A 21,972-nucleotide genomic window follows, 5' to 3' on the forward strand; every position below is an offset into this window, starting at 1 on the left:
AGCCGCACGCAGTCCACCCACATCTTTAGGAAGAGAGCACTACGACAGCCATGGCTGACGTCAACACCCCCACCGGCTCCACCACCGCCGGGTCGATCGAGGTAGGCACCGCCGGAGCCGGCGCGCAGCTTGCCGGCCCCGGTACGGGCCGCGCCACCGTGCAGCAGCCGATCGACGCCCGCGTCGCGGTCAAGCCCTCGTACGACGTGAACGACTTCCCGGTGCCCACCGGCCGCGAGGAGGACTGGCGGTTCACCCCGCTGCACCGCCTGGCCGGTCTGCACGACGGGACCGCCGCCGAGGGCGCTGCGGGCGAGGACAAGGTCGAGACCGTCCTGCCCGCCGGCGTCACCGCCGAGACCGTCGGCCGGGACGACGTGCGGCTCGGCAAGGCCGGCAAGCCGGTCGACCGGGTCGCCGCGCAGGCGTTCAGCTCCTTCCAGGAGGCGCTGGTCGTCACCGTCCCCAAGGACGCGGTGCTGACCGAGCCGGTGAAGATCGACGTGCACGGCGAGGGCGGGGTCCGCTTCTCGCACGTGGTGATCGACGTCAAGCCGTTCGCCGAGGCCGTCGTGCTGCTGAACCACACCGGCACCGGCACCCGCGCCGCCAACGTCGAGCTGCTGGTCGGCGACGGCGCGAAGCTCACCTTCGTCTCCGTCCAGGACTGGGAGCGGGACGCGGTGCACGTCGCCCAGCAGACCGCCCTGGTCGGCCGGGACGCCTCGTTCAAGTCCGTCGTGGTCACCTTCGGCGGCGACGTCGTCCGGCTGCACCCGCGCGTCACCTACGCCGCCCCCGGCGGCGAGGCCGTGCTGTACGGCCTGTACTTCGCGGACGCCGGCCAGCACCAGGAGCACCGCCTCCAGATCGACCACGACACCCCGCACTGCCGCTCCAACGTGGTCTACAAGGGCGCGCTGCAGGGCAAGGACGCGCACGCGGTCTGGGTCGGCGACGTGCTGATCCGCGCCGCCGCCGAGGGCACCGACACCTACGAGCACAACCGCAACCTGGTGCTCACCGACGGCGCCCGGGTCGACTCGATCCCGAACCTGGAGATCGAGACCGGCGAGATCGTCGGCGCCGGCCACGCCTCGGCGACCGGCCGCTTCGACGACGAGCAGCTGTTCTACCTCCAGTCCCGCGGCATCCCGGCCGACGAGGCCCGCCGCCTGGTGGTGCGCGGCTTCTTCGCCGAGCTGGTGCAGCAGATCGGTGTCCCGGAGATCCAGGACCACCTGCTGGAGAAGATCGACGCCGAGCTGGAAGCGAACGTCGGATGAGTTACCTTCGCGCCTGCTCGGTCGCCGACTTGGCGGAGGACACCCCCAAGCGCGTCGAGCTCAACGGTGTGCCGGTCGCCCTCGTCCGCACCGAGGGGGAGGTGTTCGCGATCAACGACATCTGCTCGCACGCGAACGTCTCGCTCTCCGAGGGCGAGGTCGAGGACTGCATGATCGAGTGCTGGCTGCACGGCTCCAGCTTCGACCTGCGCTCCGGCAAGCCCTCCGGGCTGCCCGCCACCAAGCCGGTTCCCGTTTACCCCGTAAAGATCGAAGGGGACGATGTGCTCGTCTCCGTCAACCAGGAGTCCTGAGCATGGCAACCCTTGAAATCCGCGACCTGCACGTCTCCGTCGAGACCGAGGGCGGCGCCCGCGAGATCCTGCGCGGCGTCGACCTGACCGTGAAGCAGGGCGAGACCCACGCCATCATGGGCCCCAACGGCTCGGGCAAGTCGACCCTGGCCTACACGCTGGCCGGTCACCCGAAGTACACCGTCACCAGCGGTGAGGTGCTGCTCGACGGCGTCGACGTGCTCGCGATGACGGTCGACGAGCGCGCCCGGGCCGGCGTCTTCCTCGCCATGCAGTACCCGGTCGAGGTCCCCGGCGTCTCGGTCTCCAACTTCCTGCGCACCGCCGCCACCGCGATCCGCGGCGAGGCCCCGAAGCTCCGGCTCTGGGTCAAGGAGGTCAAGGAGGCGATGGCCGCCCTGCAGATGGACCCGGCCTTCGCCGAGCGCAACGTGAACGAGGGCTTCTCCGGCGGCGAGAAGAAGCGCCACGAGATCCTCCAGCTGGAGCTGCTCAAGCCGAAGATCGCCATCCTCGACGAGACCGACTCCGGTCTGGACGTCGACGCGCTGCGCCAGGTCTCCGAGGGCATCAACCGGGTCGCCTCCTCCGGCGAGGTCGGCACCCTGCTGGTCACGCACTACACCCGCATCCTGAAGTACATCAAGCCCGACCACGTGCACGTCTTCTCGGCCGGTCGCATCGTCGAGTCCGGCGGCGCCGAGCTCGCGGACAAGCTGGAGAACGAGGGCTACGCGGCTTACGTGAAGGGTGGCGCTTCCGAGTGACGACCATTCCCGGCCCGGCATTCACGGGCCTGCTGGCTCCGGCCCAGGAGTTCGGCGAGGCGATCCGCAAGGACTTCCCGATCCTGCAGCGCGTGCTGCACGACGACAAGCCCCTGGTCTACCTCGACAACGCGGCGACCTCGCAGAAGCCCCGGCAGGTGCTCGACGCGCTCAACGCGTACTACGAGCGCCACAACGCCAACGTGCACCGCGGCGTGCACGTGCTGGCCGAGGAGGCCACGGCGCTGTACGAGGGCGCCCGCGACAAGGTCGCGGCGTTCATCAACGCACCGAGCCGGGACGAGGTGATCTTCACCAAGAACGCCTCGGAGTCGCTCAACCTCGTCGCCAACATGCTCGGCTGGGCCGACGAGCCGTACCGCGTGGACGCGGACGCGGAGATCGTCATCACCGAGATGGAGCACCACTCCAACATCGTGCCGTGGCAGCTGCTCTCGCAGCGCACCGGCGCGAAGCTGAAGTGGTTCGGGCTCACCGACGAGGGCCGGCTCGACCTGTCCAACATCGACGAGCTGATCACCGAGAAGACGAAGATCGTCTCCTTCACGCTGGTCTCCAACCTGATGGGCACGGTCAACCCGGCCGAGGCGATCGTCCGCCGCGCCCAGGCCGTCGGCGCCCTGGTGCTGATCGACGCCTCGCAGGCGGCCCCGCACATGGTGCTGGACGTGCAGGCGCTGGAGGCCGACTTCGTCGCCTTCACCGGGCACAAGATGCTGGCCCCGACCGGCATCGGCGTGCTCTGGGGCCGCCAGGAGCTGCTGGAGGACCTCCCGCCGTTCCTCGGCGGCGGCGAGATGATCGAGACCGTCACGATGGGCTCGTCCACCTACGCCCCCGCGCCGCACAAGTTCGAGGCCGGCACCCCGCCGATCGCCCAGGCGGTCGGGCTGGGAGCCGCCATCGACTACCTGACCAACATCGGCATGGACAAGATCGCCGCTCACGAGCACACGCTCACCGAGTACGCGATGGCCCGCCTCCAGGAGGTCCCCGACCTGCGGATCATCGGCCCGCGCACGGCCGTGGACCGCGGCGCCGCGATCTCGTTCGTGCTCGGCGACATCCACCCGCACGACGTGGGCCAGGTGCTGGACGAGCAGGGCATCGCCGTCCGGGTCGGCCACCACTGCGCGCGGCCGGTCTGCCTGCGGTACGGGATTCCGGCGACCACCCGGGCGTCGTTCTACCTGTACTCCACGCCGTCCGACGTCGACGCGCTCATCGACGGCCTGCAGCACGTCCGCAACTTCTTCGGCTGACGGGGAGGGACACCATGAAGCTCGACTCGATGTACCAGGACATCATCCTGGACCACTACCGCAATCCCCACGGCAAGGGCCTGCGCGACGGCGACGTCGAGGTGCACCACGTCAACCCGACCTGCGGCGACGAGATCACCCTGCGGGTGCGGCTCGACGGCTCGGTGGTGGCGGACGTCTCGTACGACTCCCAGGGCTGCTCGATCAGCCAGGCCAGCGCCTCCGTCCTGAACGACCTGGTGGTCGGCAAGACGGTCGGCGACGCGCAGGTCGTGCAGGAGGCCTTCCTGGCGCTGATGCAGAGCAAGGGCACCGCGGAGGGTGACGAGGAGGTGCTGGAGGACGCCATCGCGTTCGCCGGTGTCTCGAAGTTCCCGGCCCGGGTGAAGTGCGCACTGCTGAGCTGGATGGCCTGGAAGGACGCGACCGCGAAGGCGCTCGCCCAGCAGCCCGCCATCAACGACTGACAGCCCGAGGAGGGCTTTACCAATGAGCGACACCGAGACCACCCCGGAGGTGGTGGCCCCCGAGGCCGCCACCACCGAGGGACCGACGGTCATCGTCGGCACCACGGCGGGCACCGTCTCCGTCGAGGACCTGATCGAGGCCCTGATGGACGTCGTCGACCCCGAACTGGGCATCGACGTGGTCAACCTGGGCCTGATCTACGGCGTCCACATCGACGAGTCCGACGTGGCCACCATCGACATGACGCTCACCTCGGCGGCCTGCCCGCTGACCGACGTCATCGAGGACCAGGCGAAGACCGCCACCGACGGCCTCGTCCAGGACCTCCGGATCAACTGGGTCTGGATGCCGCCGTGGGGCCCGGACAAGATCACCGACGACGGCCGCGACCAGCTGCGGGCGCTCGGCTTCAACGTCTGAGCCTCGCTCCACGCGAACGCCACTGCCGTGGGCTCCCTTCATGGGGGACCACGGCAGTGGCGTTTTCATGTGCGCTTACGGCAACCGCGGCAGGACCGCCGGGTTCACGTACGTAACTGGGCAACCCATGGGGGCGCGGGGAACTGCGCGACCGAGGCACAACGAAGGTGCACGGTTGCGCGCGCAGTTCCCCGCGCCCCCTTGGGCTCACCGCTTGCGGATCACTGCTGCCGCGAGGCCGAGGCAGGCCACCGCCGCCAGCGCCGCGAACCCGCTGACGGCCGGCAGGAGGCCGTAGTGCTGGCTGATGGCGCCGACCGCGACGATGGGGAGGGAGCTGCCGAGGTAGACGATGACCCAGAGGGCGGACATCTCGCTGCCGCGCCGTTCCGGGTCCATCGCGGCGACCGCGGTGGTGAAGAGGGAGCGGAAGGCCACGCCCTGGCAGGAGCCGCCGAGCACGCTGCCGATGAAGAGCAGGGCCGGGGTGCCGGTGTACGCGGCGGCGACCACCATGGCCAGCCCGGCGGCCAGGCCGGCCATGCCGAGGGCGATCACCAGGCGGTCCGCCGTGGGCGGGACGAGCAGCTGGGCGGCGGCGGAGGAGCCGAGCAGCAGGGCCGCGACCACCGCGCCGGTCATGTGCGAGCCGCTGTGCAGCAGCTTCGCGGAGAAGGCGGGCGCCAGGCTCAGGTACACCCCGAAGACCGCGTACGAGACGAAGCCGGCCCCGGAGGCGAGCAGGAACTCGCGTCGGCCCCGGGCGGGCAGGGCCAGCCGGCGCGGGCGCAGGTGGGCCGGGGTGGTGATCCGCGGCGGGGCGGCCGGCGGACGCTGGCGGCCGGGCATCCGGGGGTGCACCAGGGCGAGCGGGACGCAGAGCGCGAGCAGGGCGACGGCGTGCACCAGGAAGGGCGTCAGCAGCGGGTTGGACCCGCCGGACAGCGAGGCGCCGACGATCGGGCCGAGCGCCACCCCGCCCGCCGAGCAGGCCAGCGTGAGCTTGGCGGCCAGCGTCGGGTGGTCGGGCAGCAGGTCGCCCAGCGCGGCTCCGGCGGCGCCGGTGGCGAGGGCGACGGCGACACCCTGGACGGCGCGTCCGGCGGCCAGCTGCCAGAAGCTGTGGGCGGTGGCGAAGAGCGCGTCCCCGCAGGCCGCGACCGCGACGGCGGGCAGGATCATCGCCCGGCGCCCCAGGTGGTCCGACCAGTGTCCGACGGCGGCGAGCACCGGGACGAGGGCGAAGACGTACACCGTGAAGAGGATCGTGGTGTCCAGGGCGGTGAGCCCGAGACGCTGCTGGAGCACGGGGTAGATCGGGGTGGCCAGGTTGGCGCCGATCAGCAGGAAGAGCAGCGCGGCGGCGACCAGGCCGACGCGGATGCCGCGCACGGCGTTCCAACGGCTGATCGCGGCGAGCTGGAGCTGCGTACGTGGTGCGAGCTCCAGGGGGAGCAGGGCCTCCGAGAGCCGGCGTCCGTCGAACTGTGCTGTGGACAGTCCGGGGCCGGCAGGGGAGAGGTCCGCCATGGCAGGGGTCTCCTGTGGCTGGGCACCACCGTGGGCCGGACCGGCCCGGGGTGGTGGCCTGGCAGCGGAGTCCCGGTGGCACAGATGTACGTGGGAAGGAGTGGGCTTCGTTGCCCGGGGCCGCTGCGGGGTGGGCAGTGGGCCATCCGAAGGATACGTGGTCGCACGGACCGGGCGGCGCGCAGACCGGCACGGGGGGCGCCGGGCGGATACGCTGAGTTGATGGACCGGTACCCACCCGGTCCTCCTGGCAGTGACCATCGCCACAACGGGAGACCTCGCAACAATGGCCGGACGACGCCGCACCACCCCTGCTGACAACCCGTCGCCGACCGGGCCCGGTGAGTTGCCCGCCGAGAGCCTGCTGCCCGCCGACTACGAGCTGGCCGACCTCTACGGCGCGTTCGCCGCCCGTGCACAGGGTGACGAGGACCTGGACGACGCCGCCGTGCTCGTCCCCCCGATCGCGCTCCCCCCGGAGGCGGAGCTGACCGCCGCCGCGCTGGCGGTGCCGCTGATCGGCCACGCGCTCAAGCTGGCCCGCTGGACGGCCCCGCACCGCGCGGTGGACGAGCACGGCGACCTGACCGAGCCCGACCACGAGCCCGCCGCCCGGCTGCTCGGGCTGGCCCCCGCCGAGGGGGAGCCCGTCGAGCGCGAGGCGCTGGAGGAGGCCGTGGTCGAGGCGATGCGGGCCTGGTCGCTCGCCTGCGACCTCGACCTGGTCGAGATCGGGACCACCGCGAAGGGTGAGCACGTCGCGATCCCGGGCCCGGACTTGGAGGCCGCCGAGGAGGGCGACCCGGAGACCGTCCTCGAACTCTGGCTGACCGCCGCCGGTATCGTCCGGGAGCTCGCCGCCGAGGCGGACTCGCTCGACCTCGACGGCGACGAGGGCGCGGAGGAGCCCGGCGAGGAGGCCGACGAGGCCCGCCTCGCCGAGGTGGAGGAGTCCCGGCAGGAGGCCGCGGAGCTGCTCGACGAGGCGCTCCAGGTGCTCTACGAGACCACCGCCTTCGCCGACCCCGGGCAGGAGACCGTGCCGCTGGGCGTGCTCGCCGCGCTGCTGGTCGTCCCCGAGGGCGAGGAGCCGGACGAGGAGCTGCTCGGCGACATCACCGACCTGATGGTGATGCTCGACCCGATGCTGGGCGACCTCGCGGAGCTCGGCCTGCTGGAGCACCGCCCGATCGACCCGGAGCTGTTCGAGGAAGAGGAGGGGCCGGCGGAGGCCGCCGGGCCGTGGCCGGAGCCGGTGTCGGCCACCGAGGAGGACGCCGAGCGCTTCGGAATGGTCCGGCTCACCCCGCTCGGGCAGTACGCCGTCCGGCAGTGGCTGCTGGAGGACGGCTACGACGCGCCGCTGATCGGCGAGCTCGCCCAGGGTGACGCCGAGACGCTGCTGCGCGGCATCTCGGAGACCGCCAACGTGATGCCCGACCGTGAGCTGCTGGTCTGGCTGGACGGCCGCGAGCCGCTGGCCGCCGCGCGCGAGCTGCTGGCGGCCGCGCGGGGCACCGACACCTACAGCCCCGTCCGGCGGCTGCTCTGCATGCAGGCGCTGGACGAGCTGGGCGCGGCCGCCCGGCCCGCCGCCGACGAGGTGCTGGACGACGAGCAGCTCGGCGGCGCGGTGCGGGCGTGGCTGCGCTCGCAGGGGGTCGAGGTGGCGGCCCCCGAGCGCCCGATGGTGCTCTGGACGATGGTCGACACCTTCGCGGCCCAGCTGCTGACCAGCGAGGGGGCGGCCGAGGTGCTGCAGGAGCTGATCAAGGGGCTGCCGGTGACGGACAACCCGGCGAGCTTCTTCGGCGAGGTGTGGCGGGTGGACCACCCGTACACGGCCGAGGTGCTGGACGCCGTCGGCGAGCTGCACCTGGAGCGGAACGTCGCGAAGGAGGCCCGGAAGGCGGCCTTCAAGGCCCGCTCGCAGAAGAAGTAGCGGCGCGCGGTGGCACGCGGGACGGCCGGCTACGGGAGATCGAGCCGGCCGTCCTCGGTGAACGGGAAGAACGGGTTGTGGGCCAGCTCCCACAGGTGCCCGTCCGGATCCTCGAAGTAGCCCGAGTAGCCGCCCCACTCGGTGGCGGCCGGGGGCTTGACCACGGTGGCCCCGGCGGCGACCGCCGTCTCCAGCGCGGCGTCGACCAGCTCGCGGGACTCCAGGTTGACCGCGAGGGTGAAACCCCGGAAGGACGGCTCGCCGCCGGCCGGGACACCGGCGTCGGCGGCCAGCGCCTCCACCGGGAAGAGCCCGAGGGCCGAACCGGACGTCCGGAACCAGACGATCTCCTCCTGGGAGGCCGCCGAGCGCTGCCAGCCGAGCGCTTCGTAGAACTCGGTACTCCGCCCCAGGTCACCGACTCCGAGCGTGACGATGCTGAGCCGGGCGGGGAAGGCCTTGGAAGCTGTCATGCCGACCAGGGTAGGCAAGGCTACTGACAAATCGGCCCGGACGGGGCCGGGCGTGCCATCTGGCAACCGTACGGGGGAAGCTGATGGCCCAGCAGGTCCTTCCGACGTATCGTGGGGCCGCAACGGCGCAGGCGCGGGGCACGGCCCGGTGCGGTGGCCGAGGACCGACGGCGAGGCGAGCACGCGGGGGTGCGGCAAAAGGATGAAGAGGACGAGCGCGAGCAGGCCCCAGGAACCCGAGGACTTCTACGCCGATCACGAGCAGTACAGCCGGCAGGTGCTCGCGGACGCGGACTTCCCGGTCTACGCGGTGGACCGGGTCGGCCCGGACGGGGGCGCGCATCGCGCCGACCCGGCGCGCGAGACTGCGGACGCGCCCCCAAATGTGGCGGCCGGCACCGAGGTTGCGGTCGGTGGGGCGGGCGCGGCCGGTGCGGCCGGTGGGACGGGTCTGGCCGGTGGAGCCGACAGCGACGCGCTCGCCGAGTACGAGCTGCGCAACGGCAGGCTCGGCTGGGTCGAGGTCCGCTCCGGCGACTGGTCCTCGGCCCAGGGCCCGTACGTGACCGTCCGGACCTACCGTCCCGGGGCCGAGCGCGGGGAGCCGCTGCCCGACCTGGAGGACGTGGTCGAGGACGAGCGCGACCGGGTCTACGAGCAGTTGGACATCGACGAGGGCGACGGGCCTGGCAGCGTGCGGGCCCTGCGCGAGTGGATCACCGTCGAGGGCGAGCCCCGGGCCGTCCAGATCCACGAGGACTGCCGGTCGGGCGAGGGCGCGGACCGGGCCGAGCCGGTCTGGGCCGGGCGGCTGCGGGTGGACGGCATCACCGTCACCGTGACGGGCCGCGGGGTGCCGCCGGGCGGGATCGAGCTGAAGCGGATCCAGGACTTCGAGCGCTACGTCCTCGGCCGCACCGACCTGATGCGCAAGCTCGCCGTCCAGCAGGCCCGGCGGGCCGCCCTGGAGGAACGCGAACTCCCGCCCGTGGTCGGCCTGGAGGCCCACCGCGCGGTGGTCGAGCACGCCGTCCGGGAGGCCGTCGCGATCGAGGCGCAGGTCCGGGCCCGCCGGACGCCCCGGCTGCCGCGGCGCTCACGCGGGGCCGCGGGCGCGGTGCGCTGGGAGGCCGCCGTACGGCAGCAGATGCGGCTCGCCTCGGAGACCCGGGAGGAGGCCGGCGAGTCGGTGACCGCGATGGTCAACCACCTGACCCGGCTGGCCCAGAGCACCGAATGGGCCGCGGCGGCCCCGGAGGGGGCGGCCGCGGTGGAGGAGGTCATCCGCTACACCGCGTTCGCGAGCGAGGTGCCGAGTCTGCCCGCGCAGCGGGCCTGGGAGCGGTTCTGGGCGGGCGGTGCGGTGCGATCGGCCTCTGCGGCGGAGGAGGCGTGGCTGACCGCCTGGGAGCAGTGGCGGGTGGAGCGGACGGAGCACTGAGGGGGCGCGCGGCGCGGTGCTGCGCGAGCGTTCGCGTATCGGTCGGACGCCTACCGGGGTGCGGGGTGCTGTGCGGTCAGGGCTCTACGGGGGTGGGTGGTTTCTCGCGCAGTTCCTCGCGCCCCTGTTGTGGTTGCTCGTCGAGAGAGGGATCAGGTGTCCTCCGGGGGGAGGCGGAGTTGGAGCATGGCGAGGAGGCGTTGTTGGGGTTGGGCGAGGTCGATGCCGGTGAGTTGTTCGGCGCGGCGGACGCGGTAGCGCAGGGTGTTGGGGTGGATGTGGAGGGCGTCGGCCGCGACCCGGACCTCGCCGAGGGCGTCGAGCCAGGCGAGGACGGACTCGGCGAGGCGGGTGCCGTGGCGGCGGTCGTAGGCGGTCAGGGCGGTCAGCCGGGGGTCGCGTAGGCCGGAGCGGTCCTGGAGGAGGGCCAGTACCTCACTGACCAGGACTTCGGCCTGGACGTCGATCAGGGCCGCCACCTGGAGGGCGACGCCGCCGCGTCCCATCGCGTCGAGGATCCGGTCCGCCTGGGCCCGGGACTCGGGGACGGCCGCGAGCCCGTCCACCGTGCTGCCGATCGCCGCCCGCAGGGGCACGCCCAGGTGCTCCTGGGCGGCGGCCACCACCTCCTGGGCCCAGCTGCGGACCGTCGCCATCGGCAGGGCCGGCGGCAGTTCGGGCAGCAGGACGTAGACCCGGGAGTCGATCGGGGCGAGCAGGGCGCTGCGGTGCCGGGCGGCGGTGTGCACCGAGATCAGGCCGGTCACCTCGGCCCGGGTCAGCTCCAGGTCCGAGCCCTCGCCGGGTGCGCCGGCCGCGTACGCCAGCACCGTCGCCGGGCGGCGCAGGTCCAGCCCGAGGTGGGTGGCGAGCGACTGCGGGCCGGTCGAGCCCTCCAGCAGGCCGGTGAGCAGGGTCTGGGTCAGCCGGACGTCCGCCGACAGTTCGCGGCGCCGCCGCACCAGTTGGGCGGCCGCCACCCGGGCCGCGCCGATCAGGGCCTGCTCGGCCAGCGGGGCGAGCGGCCGGGAGCCCTCCTGGACCCAGATGGTGCCCAGCGGCTGGGCACCTGCCCGGATGCCGATGGCGATCCGGCGGCGGATGCCCAGCTCGGGGTGCGGCTCGATCTCGATCGCGCTGTCCAGGCTGCGCAGGTGCTGGAAGATGCCCCACTCGCGGAGTTTGGAGAGCAGCGGCTCCGGGCCCTGCCAGCCGAGGATGGAGAGCCGCCGCAGGTCGTCCACCTCGTCGGAGTCCGAGGAGCGCGAGTAGGCGAGCACCCGGCTGGAGGTGTCCTCGATGGAGACGATGCCGTTGGTCAGCACCGCGACGGTCTGGGCGAGGGAGAAGAGGTCACCGGCGTTGTGGTCGGCGGTCTCGGGCGCGTCCGGTCCGGCGATGATCGCGCGGGCGAGCGAGTCCAGGTGCTCCCAGCGGGTCTCCCGCCGGACCGAGAGCAGGGCCACCCCCGCCTCGGTGGCCGCTTCCCGCAGGGCGTCCGCCTGGCCGGGGGCTTCCAGCTTCACCGCGACGGCCGCCGCCCTGGCGCGCCCGGCCGCGCGCAGTGCGGGCAGCGCGGCCCGGCCGCGGGCCCCGATCGCCAGCACCAGTTCGCCGGGGGCGGCGGTGGCCGGGTCCTCCGGGTCGAGGATCGCGACGTCGCGCACCAGGACGTCCAGGCCGGCCGGCGCGGCCTGGAGTTCCACCAGCGGCTCGCCCAGCGACATCAGCAGCTGGCGCAGCGGGATGCCGCCCCCGCCGGCCGGTGTTGTCATGTCGCTCGCTCCCTGGCCCGTGTGTTCGTCGGCTCGGACAACTCCGTACGGATGACTTTAGCCGCCCGGCCAATCAAGTGGCCCGCTCTCCGGGGCTAGCGTTGCCCATGGCCGGCCTGTGACCCGCGTCGGCCCACGCCACCACCCGAAGGAGAGCGCGCCCTCATGGATGCTGTGACCCAGGTCCCCGCGCCGGTGAACGAGCCGGTCCACAGCTACGCCCCCGGGAGCCCCGAGCGGGCCCGCCTGGAGGCGAAGCTGAAGGAGCTGGGCGGCCAGGAGCCGATCCAGCTGACCATGACGATCAACGGCGAGAAGCGCCTCGGCGCCGGCGCCGAGATCCACGTCGTCCAGCCGCACAACCACGCGGCCCGGCTCGGCACGCTGCGCAACGCCACCCAGGACGACGCGCGCGACGCCATCGACACCGCCCTCGCCGCGGCCCCCGCCTGGCAGGCGCTCTCCTTCGACTCCCGCGCCGCGATCTTCCTCAAGGCCGCCGACCTGCTGGCCGGCCCCTGGCGCGAGACGCTGGCCGCCGCCACCATGCTCGGCCAGTCCAAGACGGCGCAGCAGGCCGAGATCGACTCCTCCTGCGAGCTGATCGACTTCCTGCGCTTCAACGTGCACTTCGCCCGGCAGATCATCGCCGAGCAGCCGATCTCCTCCGAGGGCGTCTGGAACCGCACGGACCACCGCGCGCTGGAGGGCTTCGTCTACGCGATCACGCCCTTCAACTTCACCGCCATCGCGGGCAACCTGCCCACCGCCCCGGCGCTGATGGGCAACGTGGTGCTGTGGAAGCCGTCCCCGACCCAGCAGTTCGCCGCGCACTTCCTGATGCAGATCCTGGAGGCGGCCGGCCTGCCCAAGGGCGTCATCAACATGGTGACCGGTGACGGCCTGGCCGTCTCCGAGGTCGCCCTCAAGCACCGCGACCTGGCGGGCATCCACTTCACCGGCTCGACCGCGACCTTCCAGCACCTGTGGCGCGAGGTCGGTGCCAACATCTCCGGCTACCGCACCTACCCGCGGATCGTCGGCGAGACCGGCGGCAAGGACTTCCTGGTCGCCCACCCGTCCGCCGACCCGGCCGTGCTGAAGACCGCGATGACCCGTGGCGCCTTCGAGTTCCAGGGCCAGAAGTGCTCGGCGCTCTCCCGCGCGTACGTCCCGGCCTCGATCTGGGCCGAGATCAAGGACGACTTCCGCGACGAGGTCCAGTGGCTCACCATGGGTGACGTCACCGACCTGTCGAACTTCATGAGCGCCGTCATCGACGACCGCTCGTTCGCCAAGAACAAGGCCGCGATCGACCGCGCCCAGGCCGACCCGAAGGTCGAGATCCTGGCCGGCGGCACCTACGACGACTCGGTCGGCTACTTCGTCCGCCCGACCGTGCTGGTCTGCGAGGACCCGGCGTCCGAGTACTTCCGGGACGAGTACTTCGGCCCGGTCCTCTCCGTGCACGTCTACCAGGACGAGGCGTACGAGGAGATGCTGACGCAGATGGAGTCGGTGGCCCCCTACGGCCTGACCGGCGCGATCATCGCGCAGGACCGCGAGGCGATCCAGCACGCGATGGAGAAGCTGCGCAACGCGGCCGGCAACTTCTACATCAACGACAAGCCGACCGGCGCCGTCGTCGGCCAGCAGCCCTTCGGCGGTGCCCGGGCCTCCGGCACCAACGACAAGGCCGGCGCCAAGCAGAACCTGACCCGCTGGACGTCGACCCGCTCCATCAAGGAGACCTTCGTCCCGCCGACGGACTACCGCTACCCGCACATGGGCTGACCAGCCCGTGCTGCGCAGGGGCGGCGGCCGTACCCCGGCCGCCGCCCCGACCCTTCTCCCACCCCACTGAAGATCCTGCTCCAGGAGTAACGATGCTCCGTTCCGCCCTCCTCGCCGCCAGCCGCTCCCCGCAGGCGCGCACCCTGGTCGAGAAGTTCCCGCCGACCCACGCGATAGTCGAGCGCTTCGTCGCCGGCGAGCGCCTCGACCAGGGCGTCGCCGCCACGGACGAGCTGGTCGGCACCGGCCGCAAGGTCACCCTCGACCACCTCGGCGAGGACACCAAGGACGCCGCCCAGGCCGCCGGCACCGCCGAGGCGTACGAGCACCTGCTCGCCGCGCTCAAGGAGACCGGCCTGGCCGCCGACGCCGAGGTCTCGGTCAAGCTCTCGGCGGTGGGCCAGTTCCTGCCCGTCGACGGCGAGAAGATCGCCCTGGAGAACGCCCGCCGGATCTGCGAGGCCGCGGCGGACGCGGGCACCACGGTGACCCTCGACATGGAGGACCACACCACCACCGACTCCACCCTCGCGATCGCCCGCGAGCTGCGCGCCGACTTCCCGTGGCTGGGCGTCGTGCTCCAGGCGTACCTGCGGCGCACCGAGGAGGACTGCCGCGAGTTCGCGGCGGCCGGGTCCCGGGTGCGGCTGTGCAAGGGCGCGTACAAGGAGCCCGAGTCGGTCGCCTTCCAGGGCAAGCGGGACGTCGACCTCGCGTACGTCCGCGCGCTGAAGGTGCTGATGGGCGGCGAGGGCTACCCGATGATCGCCTCGCACGACCCGAACATGATCAAGATCGCCGGCCAGCTGGCCGAGTGGAACGGGCGCGCCCGGGACAGCTTCGAGTACCAGATGCTGTACGGCATCCGCCCCGAGGAGCAGCTGCGGCTGGCCGAGGCGGGCAACACCATGCGGGTGTACCTGCCGTACGGGCAGGAGTGGTACGGCTACTTCATGCGGCGCCTGGCCGAGCGCCCGGCCAACCTGACGTTCTTCCTCCGCGCGATGGCCACCCGCGGCTGACGGCCGGTCACCCGGGTACCCACTCGGGCAGGGCCCACCAGGGGCGCGGGGAACCGTGCGGAATCGGGAGTGACGGTGCGATGCCTCCCGCTTCGCGCAGTTCCTCGCGCCCCTGGGTGTTGCACAGCTGCCCCAGGGGGCGTCAGAGCATCGCGGCGGCCGGTTTGACCATGCCTCGGGCGGTCTTGGAGTTGACGTACTCGCCGATGGCGGTCATGACCCACTCGCCGGAGTACTGGCGGACCAGTTTGCACATCACCACGCCGGTGTGCGGCTCGGACTGGGTGAGGTCGAAGCGGACCAGTTCCTGGCCGCTGGTGGCGTCGAGGAGACGGCAGTACGCGTTCTTGATGTCGGTGAACTTCTGGCCCGAGAAGGAGTTGACCACGAAGACCAGGCCGCAGACCTCGGCCGGGAGGCCTTCGAGGTGGACGGTGATCGCCTCGTCGTCGCCCGAGCCCTCGCCGGTCAGGTTGTCGCCGGAGTGGGCGATCGCGCCGTTGAAGATGTTGAGCTTCATGAACCAGGCGGTGTCGACCTTGTTGCGCTGAGCGTCGAAGGCGATGCAGGAGGCGTCCAGGTCGATGTTGCGGCCGTGTCCGGCGGGCTCCCAGCCGAGGCCCATCCGGATCGAGGAGAGGAAGGGTCTGCCGTTCTTCTCCAGTGAGACCGAGCCGCCCTTGACCAGGCTGACCCGGCCCTTGTCCAGGGTGACCTTGGTGGAGCCGGGGGAGGCGACGGCGGGTGGGGCGACCGGCCTCGGCGGCGGCTGGGCCGCGGGGGCGGACTGCGGGGCCGCCGGAGCAGCGGCCGGAGCCGGTGCCTCGACCGAGACGCCGAAGTCGGTCGCGATGCCGGCCAGCCCGTTCGCGTAGCCCTGGCCGACCGCGCGGATCTTCCAGCTGCCGCCGCGCTGGTAGATCTCGACCACCACGAGTGCCGTCTCGCGGCCCAGCCGGGGCGGGGTGAAGGTGGCGAGCACCTGGCCGGTCGCGGTGTCGCGGACGGTCGCGGTGGGTTCCGTCCCGGCGAAGGTCGCACCCGCCTCGTCCGGGCTGGCCGTCACCACGATCCGGGTGATGCCGGCCGGCAGTGCGGTGGTGTCCACCGTGATGGCGTCCGGGGTCGAGCCGGAGCCGGGGCGGTGGGTGACGCCGGGGCCGTTCGGGGCGTTGAAGAAGACGAAGTCGGCGTCCGACCTGACCTTGCCGGCCTCGGTCAGCAGCAGGCCGGAGACGTCCAGTGCCTTGGGCGCCGTCACCTCGACCGTCACCCGCGCGGCGGTGAGCGGCGCGTTGCCGCCCTGGGTCAGGACCGTGGACACAGTGCTCCTCCTGGGTGCGGGGACGGACTCCCGCGCCCACCCTAGCCAACGGGCGCCCGGCGGGCCCGATGTGACCTGCCGCGACGCGTCCGGCGGCCGCACCGAATTCCCTTGTCGGCGGCCCCGGGCTGGGGAAGCATGCAGGGATGCCAGCTCTCCAACGTTCCGAGGCACTCACACGTGCCCGACTGATCGACGTCCACGGCTACGACCTGGACCTGGACCTCACCCGGGGAGCGGAGGTGTTCGGCAGTACGTCCGTGATCCGGTTCGGCTGTGCCGAACCGGGCTCCGAGACCTTCCTCGACCTGCGGCCCGCCACCCTGCACCGCGCCGTGCTGAACGGCCGGCCGCTCGACCCGGCCGCCCTGGACGGCAACCGGCTCGCGCTGACCGGCTTGGCGGCCGAGAACGAGCTGCTGGTCGAGGCCGACATGCGCTACTCCCGCACCTGCGAGGGCATGCACCGCTTCACCGACCCGGCGGACGGCGCCGTCTACGTGTACGCCAGCTGCGGGCCGGACACCGCGCCGCTGGTCTTCGGCTGCTTCGACCAGCCGGACCTGAAGGCGCCCGTCACGGTCACCGCGACCGTGCCCGAGGAGTGGACGGCGATCGCCAACGCCGCCGGTGAGCGGGCGGCGGACGGCCGGTACGTCTTCCGGCCGACCCAGCCGATCAGCACCTACCTGTTCACGCTGGTCGCCGGGCCCCTGCACTCCGTCTACGCCGAGCACGACGGTATCCCGCTCGGCCTGCACGGCCGCCGTTCGCTGGCCGCCGACCTCGACCGGGAGGCCGCCGAGCTGTTCGAGGTCACCCGGGCCTGCTTCGACCGGCTGCACACCCTCTTCGACGAGCGCTACCCGTTCGGCAAGTACGACCAGGCGTTCGTACCGGAGTTCAACTGGGGCGCGATGGAGAACCCGGGCTGCGTGGTCTTCGCGGACCGGATGCTCTTCCACTCCGCCCCCACCGCGTCCGACCGCGAGCACCGGGCGATGGTCGTGGCGCACGAGATGGCGCACATGTGGTTCGGCGACCTGGTCACCATGCGCTGGTGGGACGACCTCTGGCTGAACGAGTCCTTCGCCGAGTACCTGGGCTACCGGATCGCCACCGAGAGCACCCGCTTCACCGGCGCCTGGACGACCTTCGGCGTCAAGCGCAAGGGCTGGGGCTACGACGCCGACCAGCGCTCCACCACCCACCCGATCGCGGGCACCGGGGTGGAGAGCATCGCCGAGGCGATGGTCAACTTCGACGGCATCGCGTACGCCAAGGGCGCCTCGGCACTGCGCCAGCTGGTCGCCTGGCTCGGCGACGAGGCGTTCTTCGCCGGGATCAACGAGCACTTCGCCCGGCACCGCTTCGGCAACGCCGACCTCGCCGACTTCCTGGACGCCCTCGCCGCCACCAGCGGGCGCGACGTGCGGGGCTGGGCCGACCGCTGGCTGCGCACCAGCGGGGTGGACACCCTGCGGATCGAGGCGGTCTACGAGGGGGACCGGATCGCCTCCGCCGAACTGGTGCCGACCGGGACCCGGCCGCACCGGGTCGGCATCGGGGTCTTCGACCTGCGGGACGGCGCGATCCGGCTCCGCGAGCACCTGGAGACCGACGTCGAGCCCGGCCGGCGGACGCCGCTGCCGCAGCTGGCCGGGGCGCCCCGGGCGGTGCTGCTGCCCAACCACGGTGACCTGACCTGGGCGAAGATCCGGCTGGACCGGTACTCCTGGCAGGCCGTCACCGAATCGCTCGGCTCCGTCGAGGACCCCTTGGCGCGGGCCGTGCTCTGGGAGAACGCCCGCGACCTGGTGCTGGACGCCGAACTCGCGCCCACCGCCTACCTGGAGCTGGTCGCCGCCCACCTGCCCGCCGAGACCGAGGACACCATCGTCAGCGCGGTGCTGGCCTTCGCCCGCGCGAGCGTCGTCCGCTGCTTCCTGGCCCCGGCCGACCGCCCGGCGGCGGACCTCCTGCTCGGCCGGGTCTGCCGTGAGCTGCTGGCCCGCCCGGACGCGGGGGAGAGCATCCGGCTGGTGGCGCTGCGCGGCGCGATCGACAGTGCGGACCTCGACACCGACCTCGACCGGCTGCACTCCTACCTCGCGGACGGCGGCCCCGACGGCAAGCTCGGCACCGAGACGCGGTGGGCCGTGCTGGCGCGGCTCGCGGCGGCGGGGGTGGTCGACGAGGAGCGGATCGCCGCCGAGTTCGCCGCCGACCCGAGCAACAGCGCGGAGGAGGGCGCCGTCCGGGCCCGCGCCGCGCTGCCCACGCCGGAGGTGAAGGAGCGGGTCTGGAAGCAGCTGTTCAGCGACGGCGAGCTCTCCAACTCGCTGCTGCGGGCGGCCGCGGAGGGGTTCTGGGAGTCCGGTGCCCCGCAGCTCCAGGAGGAGTACGCGCGGCGGTACTTCGCCGAGATCCCGGGCACCGGGTGGCGGGGCGACATCGTCGCCAGAGTGCTCGGCAGCCGGCTCTTCCCGGGCGGACAGGTCGGGGCGGGGACGGTCCGCGCGGCCGAGGAGTGCCTGAGCCGGGACGAGCTGACGCCCGCGCTGCGCCGGGGGCTGGCCGACCAGCTGGACGACCTGCGGCGGGCCGTCCGGGTCCGGGCCCGCGACCGGGCGCCGCACGGCAGTGACCGGGCCGGGGACGGCCGGGACCGGGCCAGCGCCTGACGGGTCAGCCGAAGATGCCCCGGATCGCCAGCGCACGCGGGTGGACCAGGGCGAACGCCGAGGCGGTCCAGCTCTCCTGGGGCTGGGCCGCCTTCCCGGCCGGTGCGCCGGTGCCGGTGCCGGTCCGCCGGACGCCGCGGACGCCGAAGCTGTACTCGCCGGGCTCGATGTCCTGCCCGGCGGGCACGGTGAAGCGGTAGACCAGGGTGCCGCGCTCCTGGAGGACGGTCACCACCGTGCCGGGGAGGCTGCTCCACGGCGTGGTGCCCGGCAGGGCCTCGGGCCGCTCAAGGCGCAGCTCCACCTGGAGGGCGGTGAGCGGCTCGCCGACCCGCAGGGTCACGGTGTGCCGGGTGCCGGAGGGGCCGAGCAGATCGCGGACGGCCTTGCCGGCCAGCCCCTCCTGCGGGGGGTTGACCGGGGGCTTCACCGGGGGAGCGGTCGGCTGCGTGGGTGTGGGCGTGGGCGTCGGTGCGACCGGCACCCGCGGGGGGCCGGAGGGCGGCGACGTGACGGGTGCCGCGGGCGTGGCCGGGGCGGACGGCGGGGCGGCCGCCATGACCGGCGGCGCCGGGAAGGCCGGCGACGGGGACGACACCGGGACCGACGGGCGCGCGGTCGGAGCGTGGCCGGCCTGGGCCTGGGCCGTGCGGGTGGGGGCGGCCGGGGAGGGCGAGGCCGCCGGTGTGCCGGGCCTGCCGGTGCCCTGGGGGTCGCCGGTCGCGGCGGTCGGGCCCATGGTCGGACGCGGCGTCAGCTGCGCCGCGGCCTCCGGGGTCGGCAGCGGCGGCAGGCTGCTGTCCGGGGTGATGACACCGGGGTGACGCCCGATCTGCTGCTGCGCGGTGACCAGCCAGGTGGTGGCGGCGCTGATGCCGACGACGGTGGACATCGCCATGGCCGCCCCGGAGAACCGGAGGCTGGGCAGCGCGAACCGCCCGCCGAGCGGCCTCGGCCGGCCGTGCCGCGCGGGCCGGGCATCCGCCCGTGCCCTGTCGGTGTCCTCCCGGATCGCCATCCCGACCCCCTCCCGGTCTCCCGCGCTCGGTCTCCTGCGCCCTGCCGGTCCGCTGCGCTCTGCTGGTCCGCCCTCCGCGCCGTCCGGGCGGCCCGCACCGCCCGGCGGTCCGCGGGGGAGGCCGGGTGAGCGTGCGGGCGTGCGGGCGGTGGCGGTACTTGGACAGTCGCATGAGATTACCAGCGCCGGGCCGGGCCGCTGCCAGTCAGGTGCGCGCCGATCGATGGAAGGACTCCCGTAGCGTGCCCGACAATTGACGATCTATCTGATCGGGTGCCGATCCGCTCCGGTCCGGCCGGGGTGGCCGGGGTTGCAACCTCCTGCAACCTTTGCCGACGGCCACGGAGTGCAGCACGCTGGCCCCCAACCCCAGCCGCCTCGGAGAGACCGTCATGCCGCGCGAACCGCTGTCAGCTGCCTCGCCCTCGCCGTTCGCCGCCACCCCCACGGGCGGCGAGGCGGGTCTCTCCGCTGCCGTACCGGCTCTGGTGGAGGAGGTTCTGACGCTGCGGATCGCGCTGGACCAGGATCTGGTCGGAGAGGTGCGTACCCGTTTCCGGTACGATCCCGAGCGCCCGTACGAGGTGCTGCTCACCTTTCACGTAGGGCGGTCGGACGAGGCGGACTGGGTGTTCTCCCGCGAGCTGCTCCGGGACGGGCTGCGCGGCCTGAGCGGGCAGGGTGACGTCAAGCTGTGGCCCGCGTACTGTCCCTGTCATGGCTCGACCCTGCACATGGCGCTCGAATCCCCTTACGGGAGCGCGCTGTTGGAGGTTTCCAAGCCGAGCGTGCAGGACTGGCTGGCGCGTACCTACAGCTGCGTCTCGGAGGCCACCGAGGCCTCGGCGGGCCCGACCGACGCCCAGCTGGCCGCACTGCTGACGGGCTGACCGCCCGGCGCCTGACTCCCCGGCGCCTGACCCCCTGGCGCCTGCCCGCCCGTCGTCCGCCCGCCCGCCGTCCGGGCACCCGGTATCCGGTCGCTCCCGCCCGCCCCGCCCGGTAGCAGGCGGGTGCCGGCCAGCAGCCCGGCGCGCAGCTCCCGCACTCCTGGCCCGGAGGAGCCCGGCAGCAGGTCGTACGGGTCGGCGGGGCCCGTCACCGAGACCTCGGCGGAGTGGGCGAGCCGGTACGGGCGGTGGTCGAGCAGCCCGCCGAGGTAGCGCCGCAGCCGGGAGATCTCGGCGCGGACGGTCACGGTGCGGGCGGGATCGCCGAACAGGGCGTCGGCGAGCTGGGCGGCACTGCGGCCCTCACGGTGCACCGCGAGCAGCAGCAGGAGTTCGGCGTGGCGCGGGCTGAGGATGTGCGACCAGCTGCCGGCCGCCCCGGAGACCTGGAGCTCCGGACGGTCCGGGGCCCGCAGGTCGAGCCGGATCCGGGCACCGCCGGCCTGCTCGCTGACGGCCTCCGCCGAGGTGCTCAGCGGCCGGATCAGCCAGCCGTCGGCCAGCGGTTCGACCGCGCACTCGCCGAGCGAGGGCAGCCAGTGCACCGAGGAGGAGCCCCAGCCCCGGGCCGGCAGCCGCAGCCGGGGCACGGCCGGCAGGCCCATGGTGGCGGCGGTCCAGCCGGCGCTGTCCACCACGATGGCGGGTTCGCCGATCCGGGCCAGCAGCGGCGCCGCGACGGTGCGCAGCTGGTGCAGATCCTCCAGCCGGCGGGCCCGCAACTCGGCCTCGGCCAACCGCGCTGCGGTGATGGCGAGTTGGAACAGGTACGGCGCCATCGAGCGGGCCGGCCCGCTGAGGTTGACCACGCCCGCGAGCCGCCCGGTGTGCGGCTCGTGGACGGGCGCCGCCACACAGGTCCAGCCCCGGTGGCTGCGCAGGTAGTGCTCGGCGGAGTGCACCCGCATCGGGCGGCCGGTGCGCAGGGCGGTGCCGATGCCGTTGGTGCCGACCTCGTCCTCGGCCCAGCGCGCGCCGCTGTTGAAGCCGATGTCGTCGGCCGTCCGGCGCAGCCGCCGTTCGCCCTCGTGCCAGAGCACGTGACCGTCGGCGTCGGCCACCGCGAGGATCAGCGGGGTGGCGTTCTCGGCGGGTAGCAGGGTGGAGCGGAGCACCGGCAGGATCTCGGTGAGCCGGGTCGCCTGCCGCCGGTGTTCGAGTTCGGCGGTGCTCAGCCGGGGCACGTCGCGGCCGCGCTCGGGGTCGAGGCCGAGCCGGCGCAGCCGCTCCCAGGAGTCGCCGATCTCGGGCCGGGGCCCGTCCGCCGTGCCGTCGGCCGCCGCCGGGTCGGCCGGGGCCGCGCCGTCCGTGGCGTCGCCGTCGGCACTGCCGCCGCCCGTGGCCGGTGCGCGGCGTGCCGTCCAAGGGCTGTTCAGCACTCCGTCTCCCCGTCGAGTCGTATCGAACGATCCGCAGATGTCGGACACAGGGTACGGCCGCATGGCTGGAAGATGACGGAGTTGCCGAAGTCTTGGCAAGCG

Annotated in this window: 18 protein-coding genes; 12 read left to right on the plus strand and 6 right to left on the minus strand. The window is 73.1% G+C overall.

What is annotated here, in order from left to right; all coding sequences use genetic code 11:
• Positions 1-50: 50 nt before the first annotated feature.
• The 6 genes from sufD to ABD330_RS12540 are packed head-to-tail and all read left to right on the plus strand — an operon-like array spanning position 51 to position 4,538.
• Complete coding sequence (sufD, locus tag ABD330_RS12515; protein WP_344464065.1) at positions 51-1,286, plus strand: Fe-S cluster assembly protein SufD; 1,236 nt, start codon at positions 51-53, stop codon at positions 1,284-1,286.
• Positions 1,283-1,600 (plus strand): bifunctional 3-phenylpropionate/cinnamic acid dioxygenase ferredoxin subunit, encoded by a 318-nt coding sequence (locus ABD330_RS12520; RefSeq protein ID WP_344464067.1) that lies wholly within the window; start codon positions 1,283-1,285, stop codon positions 1,598-1,600. The genes sufD and ABD330_RS12520 overlap by 4 nt, the downstream gene beginning before the upstream one ends.
• A gap of 2 nt (positions 1,601-1,602) precedes the next feature.
• Entirely contained in the window at positions 1,603-2,367 is a 765-nt protein-coding gene (sufC, locus tag ABD330_RS12525; RefSeq protein WP_344464069.1) for a Fe-S cluster assembly ATPase SufC, read from the plus strand.
• A gap of 29 nt (positions 2,368-2,396) precedes the next feature.
• A complete protein-coding gene (locus ABD330_RS12530) occupies positions 2,397-3,650 on the plus strand; it encodes a cysteine desulfurase (protein WP_344464163.1) in 1,254 nt (417 codons plus the stop codon).
• Between the two features lie 14 nt (positions 3,651-3,664).
• Positions 3,665-4,117 carry a Fe-S cluster assembly sulfur transfer protein SufU gene (gene sufU / locus ABD330_RS12535; RefSeq protein ID WP_344464071.1) on the plus strand — a complete coding sequence of 151 codons (453 nt, stop codon included), beginning with the start codon at positions 3,665-3,667 and terminating at the stop codon, positions 4,115-4,117.
• 22 nt (positions 4,118-4,139) lie between these two features.
• On the plus strand, positions 4,140-4,538 hold the full coding sequence (locus ABD330_RS12540; RefSeq protein ID WP_344464073.1) for a metal-sulfur cluster assembly factor: 399 nt from the start codon (positions 4,140-4,142) through the stop codon (positions 4,536-4,538).
• 207 nt (positions 4,539-4,745) lie between these two features.
• Here the strand turns inward: ABD330_RS12540 and ABD330_RS12545 are convergent, their stop codons facing one another.
• The gene (locus ABD330_RS12545; protein ID WP_344464075.1) at positions 4,746-6,068 is read right to left on the minus strand and encodes an MFS transporter; all 1,323 of its coding nucleotides are present in this window, start codon (positions 6,066-6,068) and stop codon (positions 4,746-4,748) included.
• A 253-nt stretch (positions 6,069-6,321) separates the two neighbouring features.
• On the opposite strand from ABD330_RS12545, the gene ABD330_RS12550 reads away from it, so the two are divergent.
• Positions 6,322-8,010, plus strand: a complete 1,689-nt coding sequence (locus tag ABD330_RS12550; protein ID WP_344464077.1) for a hypothetical protein — start codon at positions 6,322-6,324, stop codon at positions 8,008-8,010.
• A gap of 29 nt (positions 8,011-8,039) precedes the next feature.
• Here ABD330_RS12550 and ABD330_RS12555 read toward each other — a convergent pair whose 3' ends face one another.
• Positions 8,040-8,483, minus strand: coding sequence for a VOC family protein (locus tag ABD330_RS12555; protein ID WP_344464079.1), 444 nt, complete (start codon positions 8,481-8,483; stop codon positions 8,040-8,042).
• Between the two features lie 202 nt (positions 8,484-8,685).
• On the opposite strand from ABD330_RS12555, the gene ABD330_RS12560 reads away from it, so the two are divergent.
• A complete protein-coding gene (locus tag ABD330_RS12560; protein WP_344464081.1) occupies positions 8,686-9,924 on the plus strand; it encodes a hypothetical protein in 1,239 nt (412 codons plus the stop codon).
• A gap of 152 nt (positions 9,925-10,076) precedes the next feature.
• On the opposite strand, the gene ABD330_RS12565 is transcribed toward ABD330_RS12560, so the two are convergent.
• A complete protein-coding gene (locus ABD330_RS12565) occupies positions 10,077-11,699 on the minus strand; it encodes a PucR family transcriptional regulator (RefSeq protein WP_344464083.1) in 1,623 nt (540 codons plus the stop codon).
• 165 nt (positions 11,700-11,864) lie between these two features.
• On the opposite strand from ABD330_RS12565, the gene pruA reads away from it, so the two are divergent.
• Complete coding sequence (gene pruA / locus ABD330_RS12570; RefSeq protein ID WP_344464085.1) at positions 11,865-13,493, plus strand: L-glutamate gamma-semialdehyde dehydrogenase; 1,629 nt, start codon at positions 11,865-11,867, stop codon at positions 13,491-13,493.
• A gap of 92 nt (positions 13,494-13,585) precedes the next feature.
• Positions 13,586-14,515 (plus strand): proline dehydrogenase family protein, encoded by a 930-nt coding sequence (locus ABD330_RS12575; protein ID WP_344464087.1) that lies wholly within the window; start codon positions 13,586-13,588, stop codon positions 14,513-14,515.
• A 142-nt stretch (positions 14,516-14,657) separates the two neighbouring features.
• Here ABD330_RS12575 and ABD330_RS12580 read toward each other — a convergent pair whose 3' ends face one another.
• Positions 14,658-15,827: a TerD family protein gene (locus ABD330_RS12580; RefSeq protein WP_344464165.1), complete on the minus strand. Its 1,170-nt coding sequence runs from the start codon at positions 15,825-15,827 to the stop codon at positions 14,658-14,660.
• A 158-nt stretch (positions 15,828-15,985) separates the two neighbouring features.
• Between ABD330_RS12580 and pepN the strand changes: the two genes are divergently transcribed.
• Positions 15,986-18,523: an aminopeptidase N gene (gene pepN, locus ABD330_RS12585; protein ID WP_344464089.1), complete on the plus strand. Its 2,538-nt coding sequence runs from the start codon at positions 15,986-15,988 to the stop codon at positions 18,521-18,523.
• Positions 18,524-18,527: 4 nt separating this feature from the next.
• Here pepN and ABD330_RS12590 read toward each other — a convergent pair whose 3' ends face one another.
• Positions 18,528-19,541: a hypothetical protein gene (locus ABD330_RS12590; protein WP_344464091.1), complete on the minus strand. Its 1,014-nt coding sequence runs from the start codon at positions 19,539-19,541 to the stop codon at positions 18,528-18,530.
• A 392-nt stretch (positions 19,542-19,933) separates the two neighbouring features.
• On the opposite strand from ABD330_RS12590, the gene ABD330_RS12595 reads away from it, so the two are divergent.
• On the plus strand, positions 19,934-20,431 hold the full coding sequence (locus ABD330_RS12595) for an SsgA family sporulation/cell division regulator (RefSeq protein ID WP_344464093.1): 498 nt from the start codon (positions 19,934-19,936) through the stop codon (positions 20,429-20,431).
• Here ABD330_RS12595 and ABD330_RS12600 read toward each other — a convergent pair.
• The gene (locus ABD330_RS12600) at positions 20,353-21,870 is read right to left on the minus strand and encodes a helix-turn-helix domain-containing protein (RefSeq protein WP_344464095.1); all 1,518 of its coding nucleotides are present in this window, start codon (positions 21,868-21,870) and stop codon (positions 20,353-20,355) included. The genes ABD330_RS12595 and ABD330_RS12600 overlap by 79 nt on opposite strands.
• Between the last annotated feature and the right edge of the window lie 102 nt (positions 21,871-21,972).

Source organism: Kitasatospora kazusensis (assembly GCF_039529945.1).
GTDB lineage: Bacteria > Actinomycetota > Actinomycetes > Streptomycetales > Streptomycetaceae > Kitasatospora > Kitasatospora kazusensis.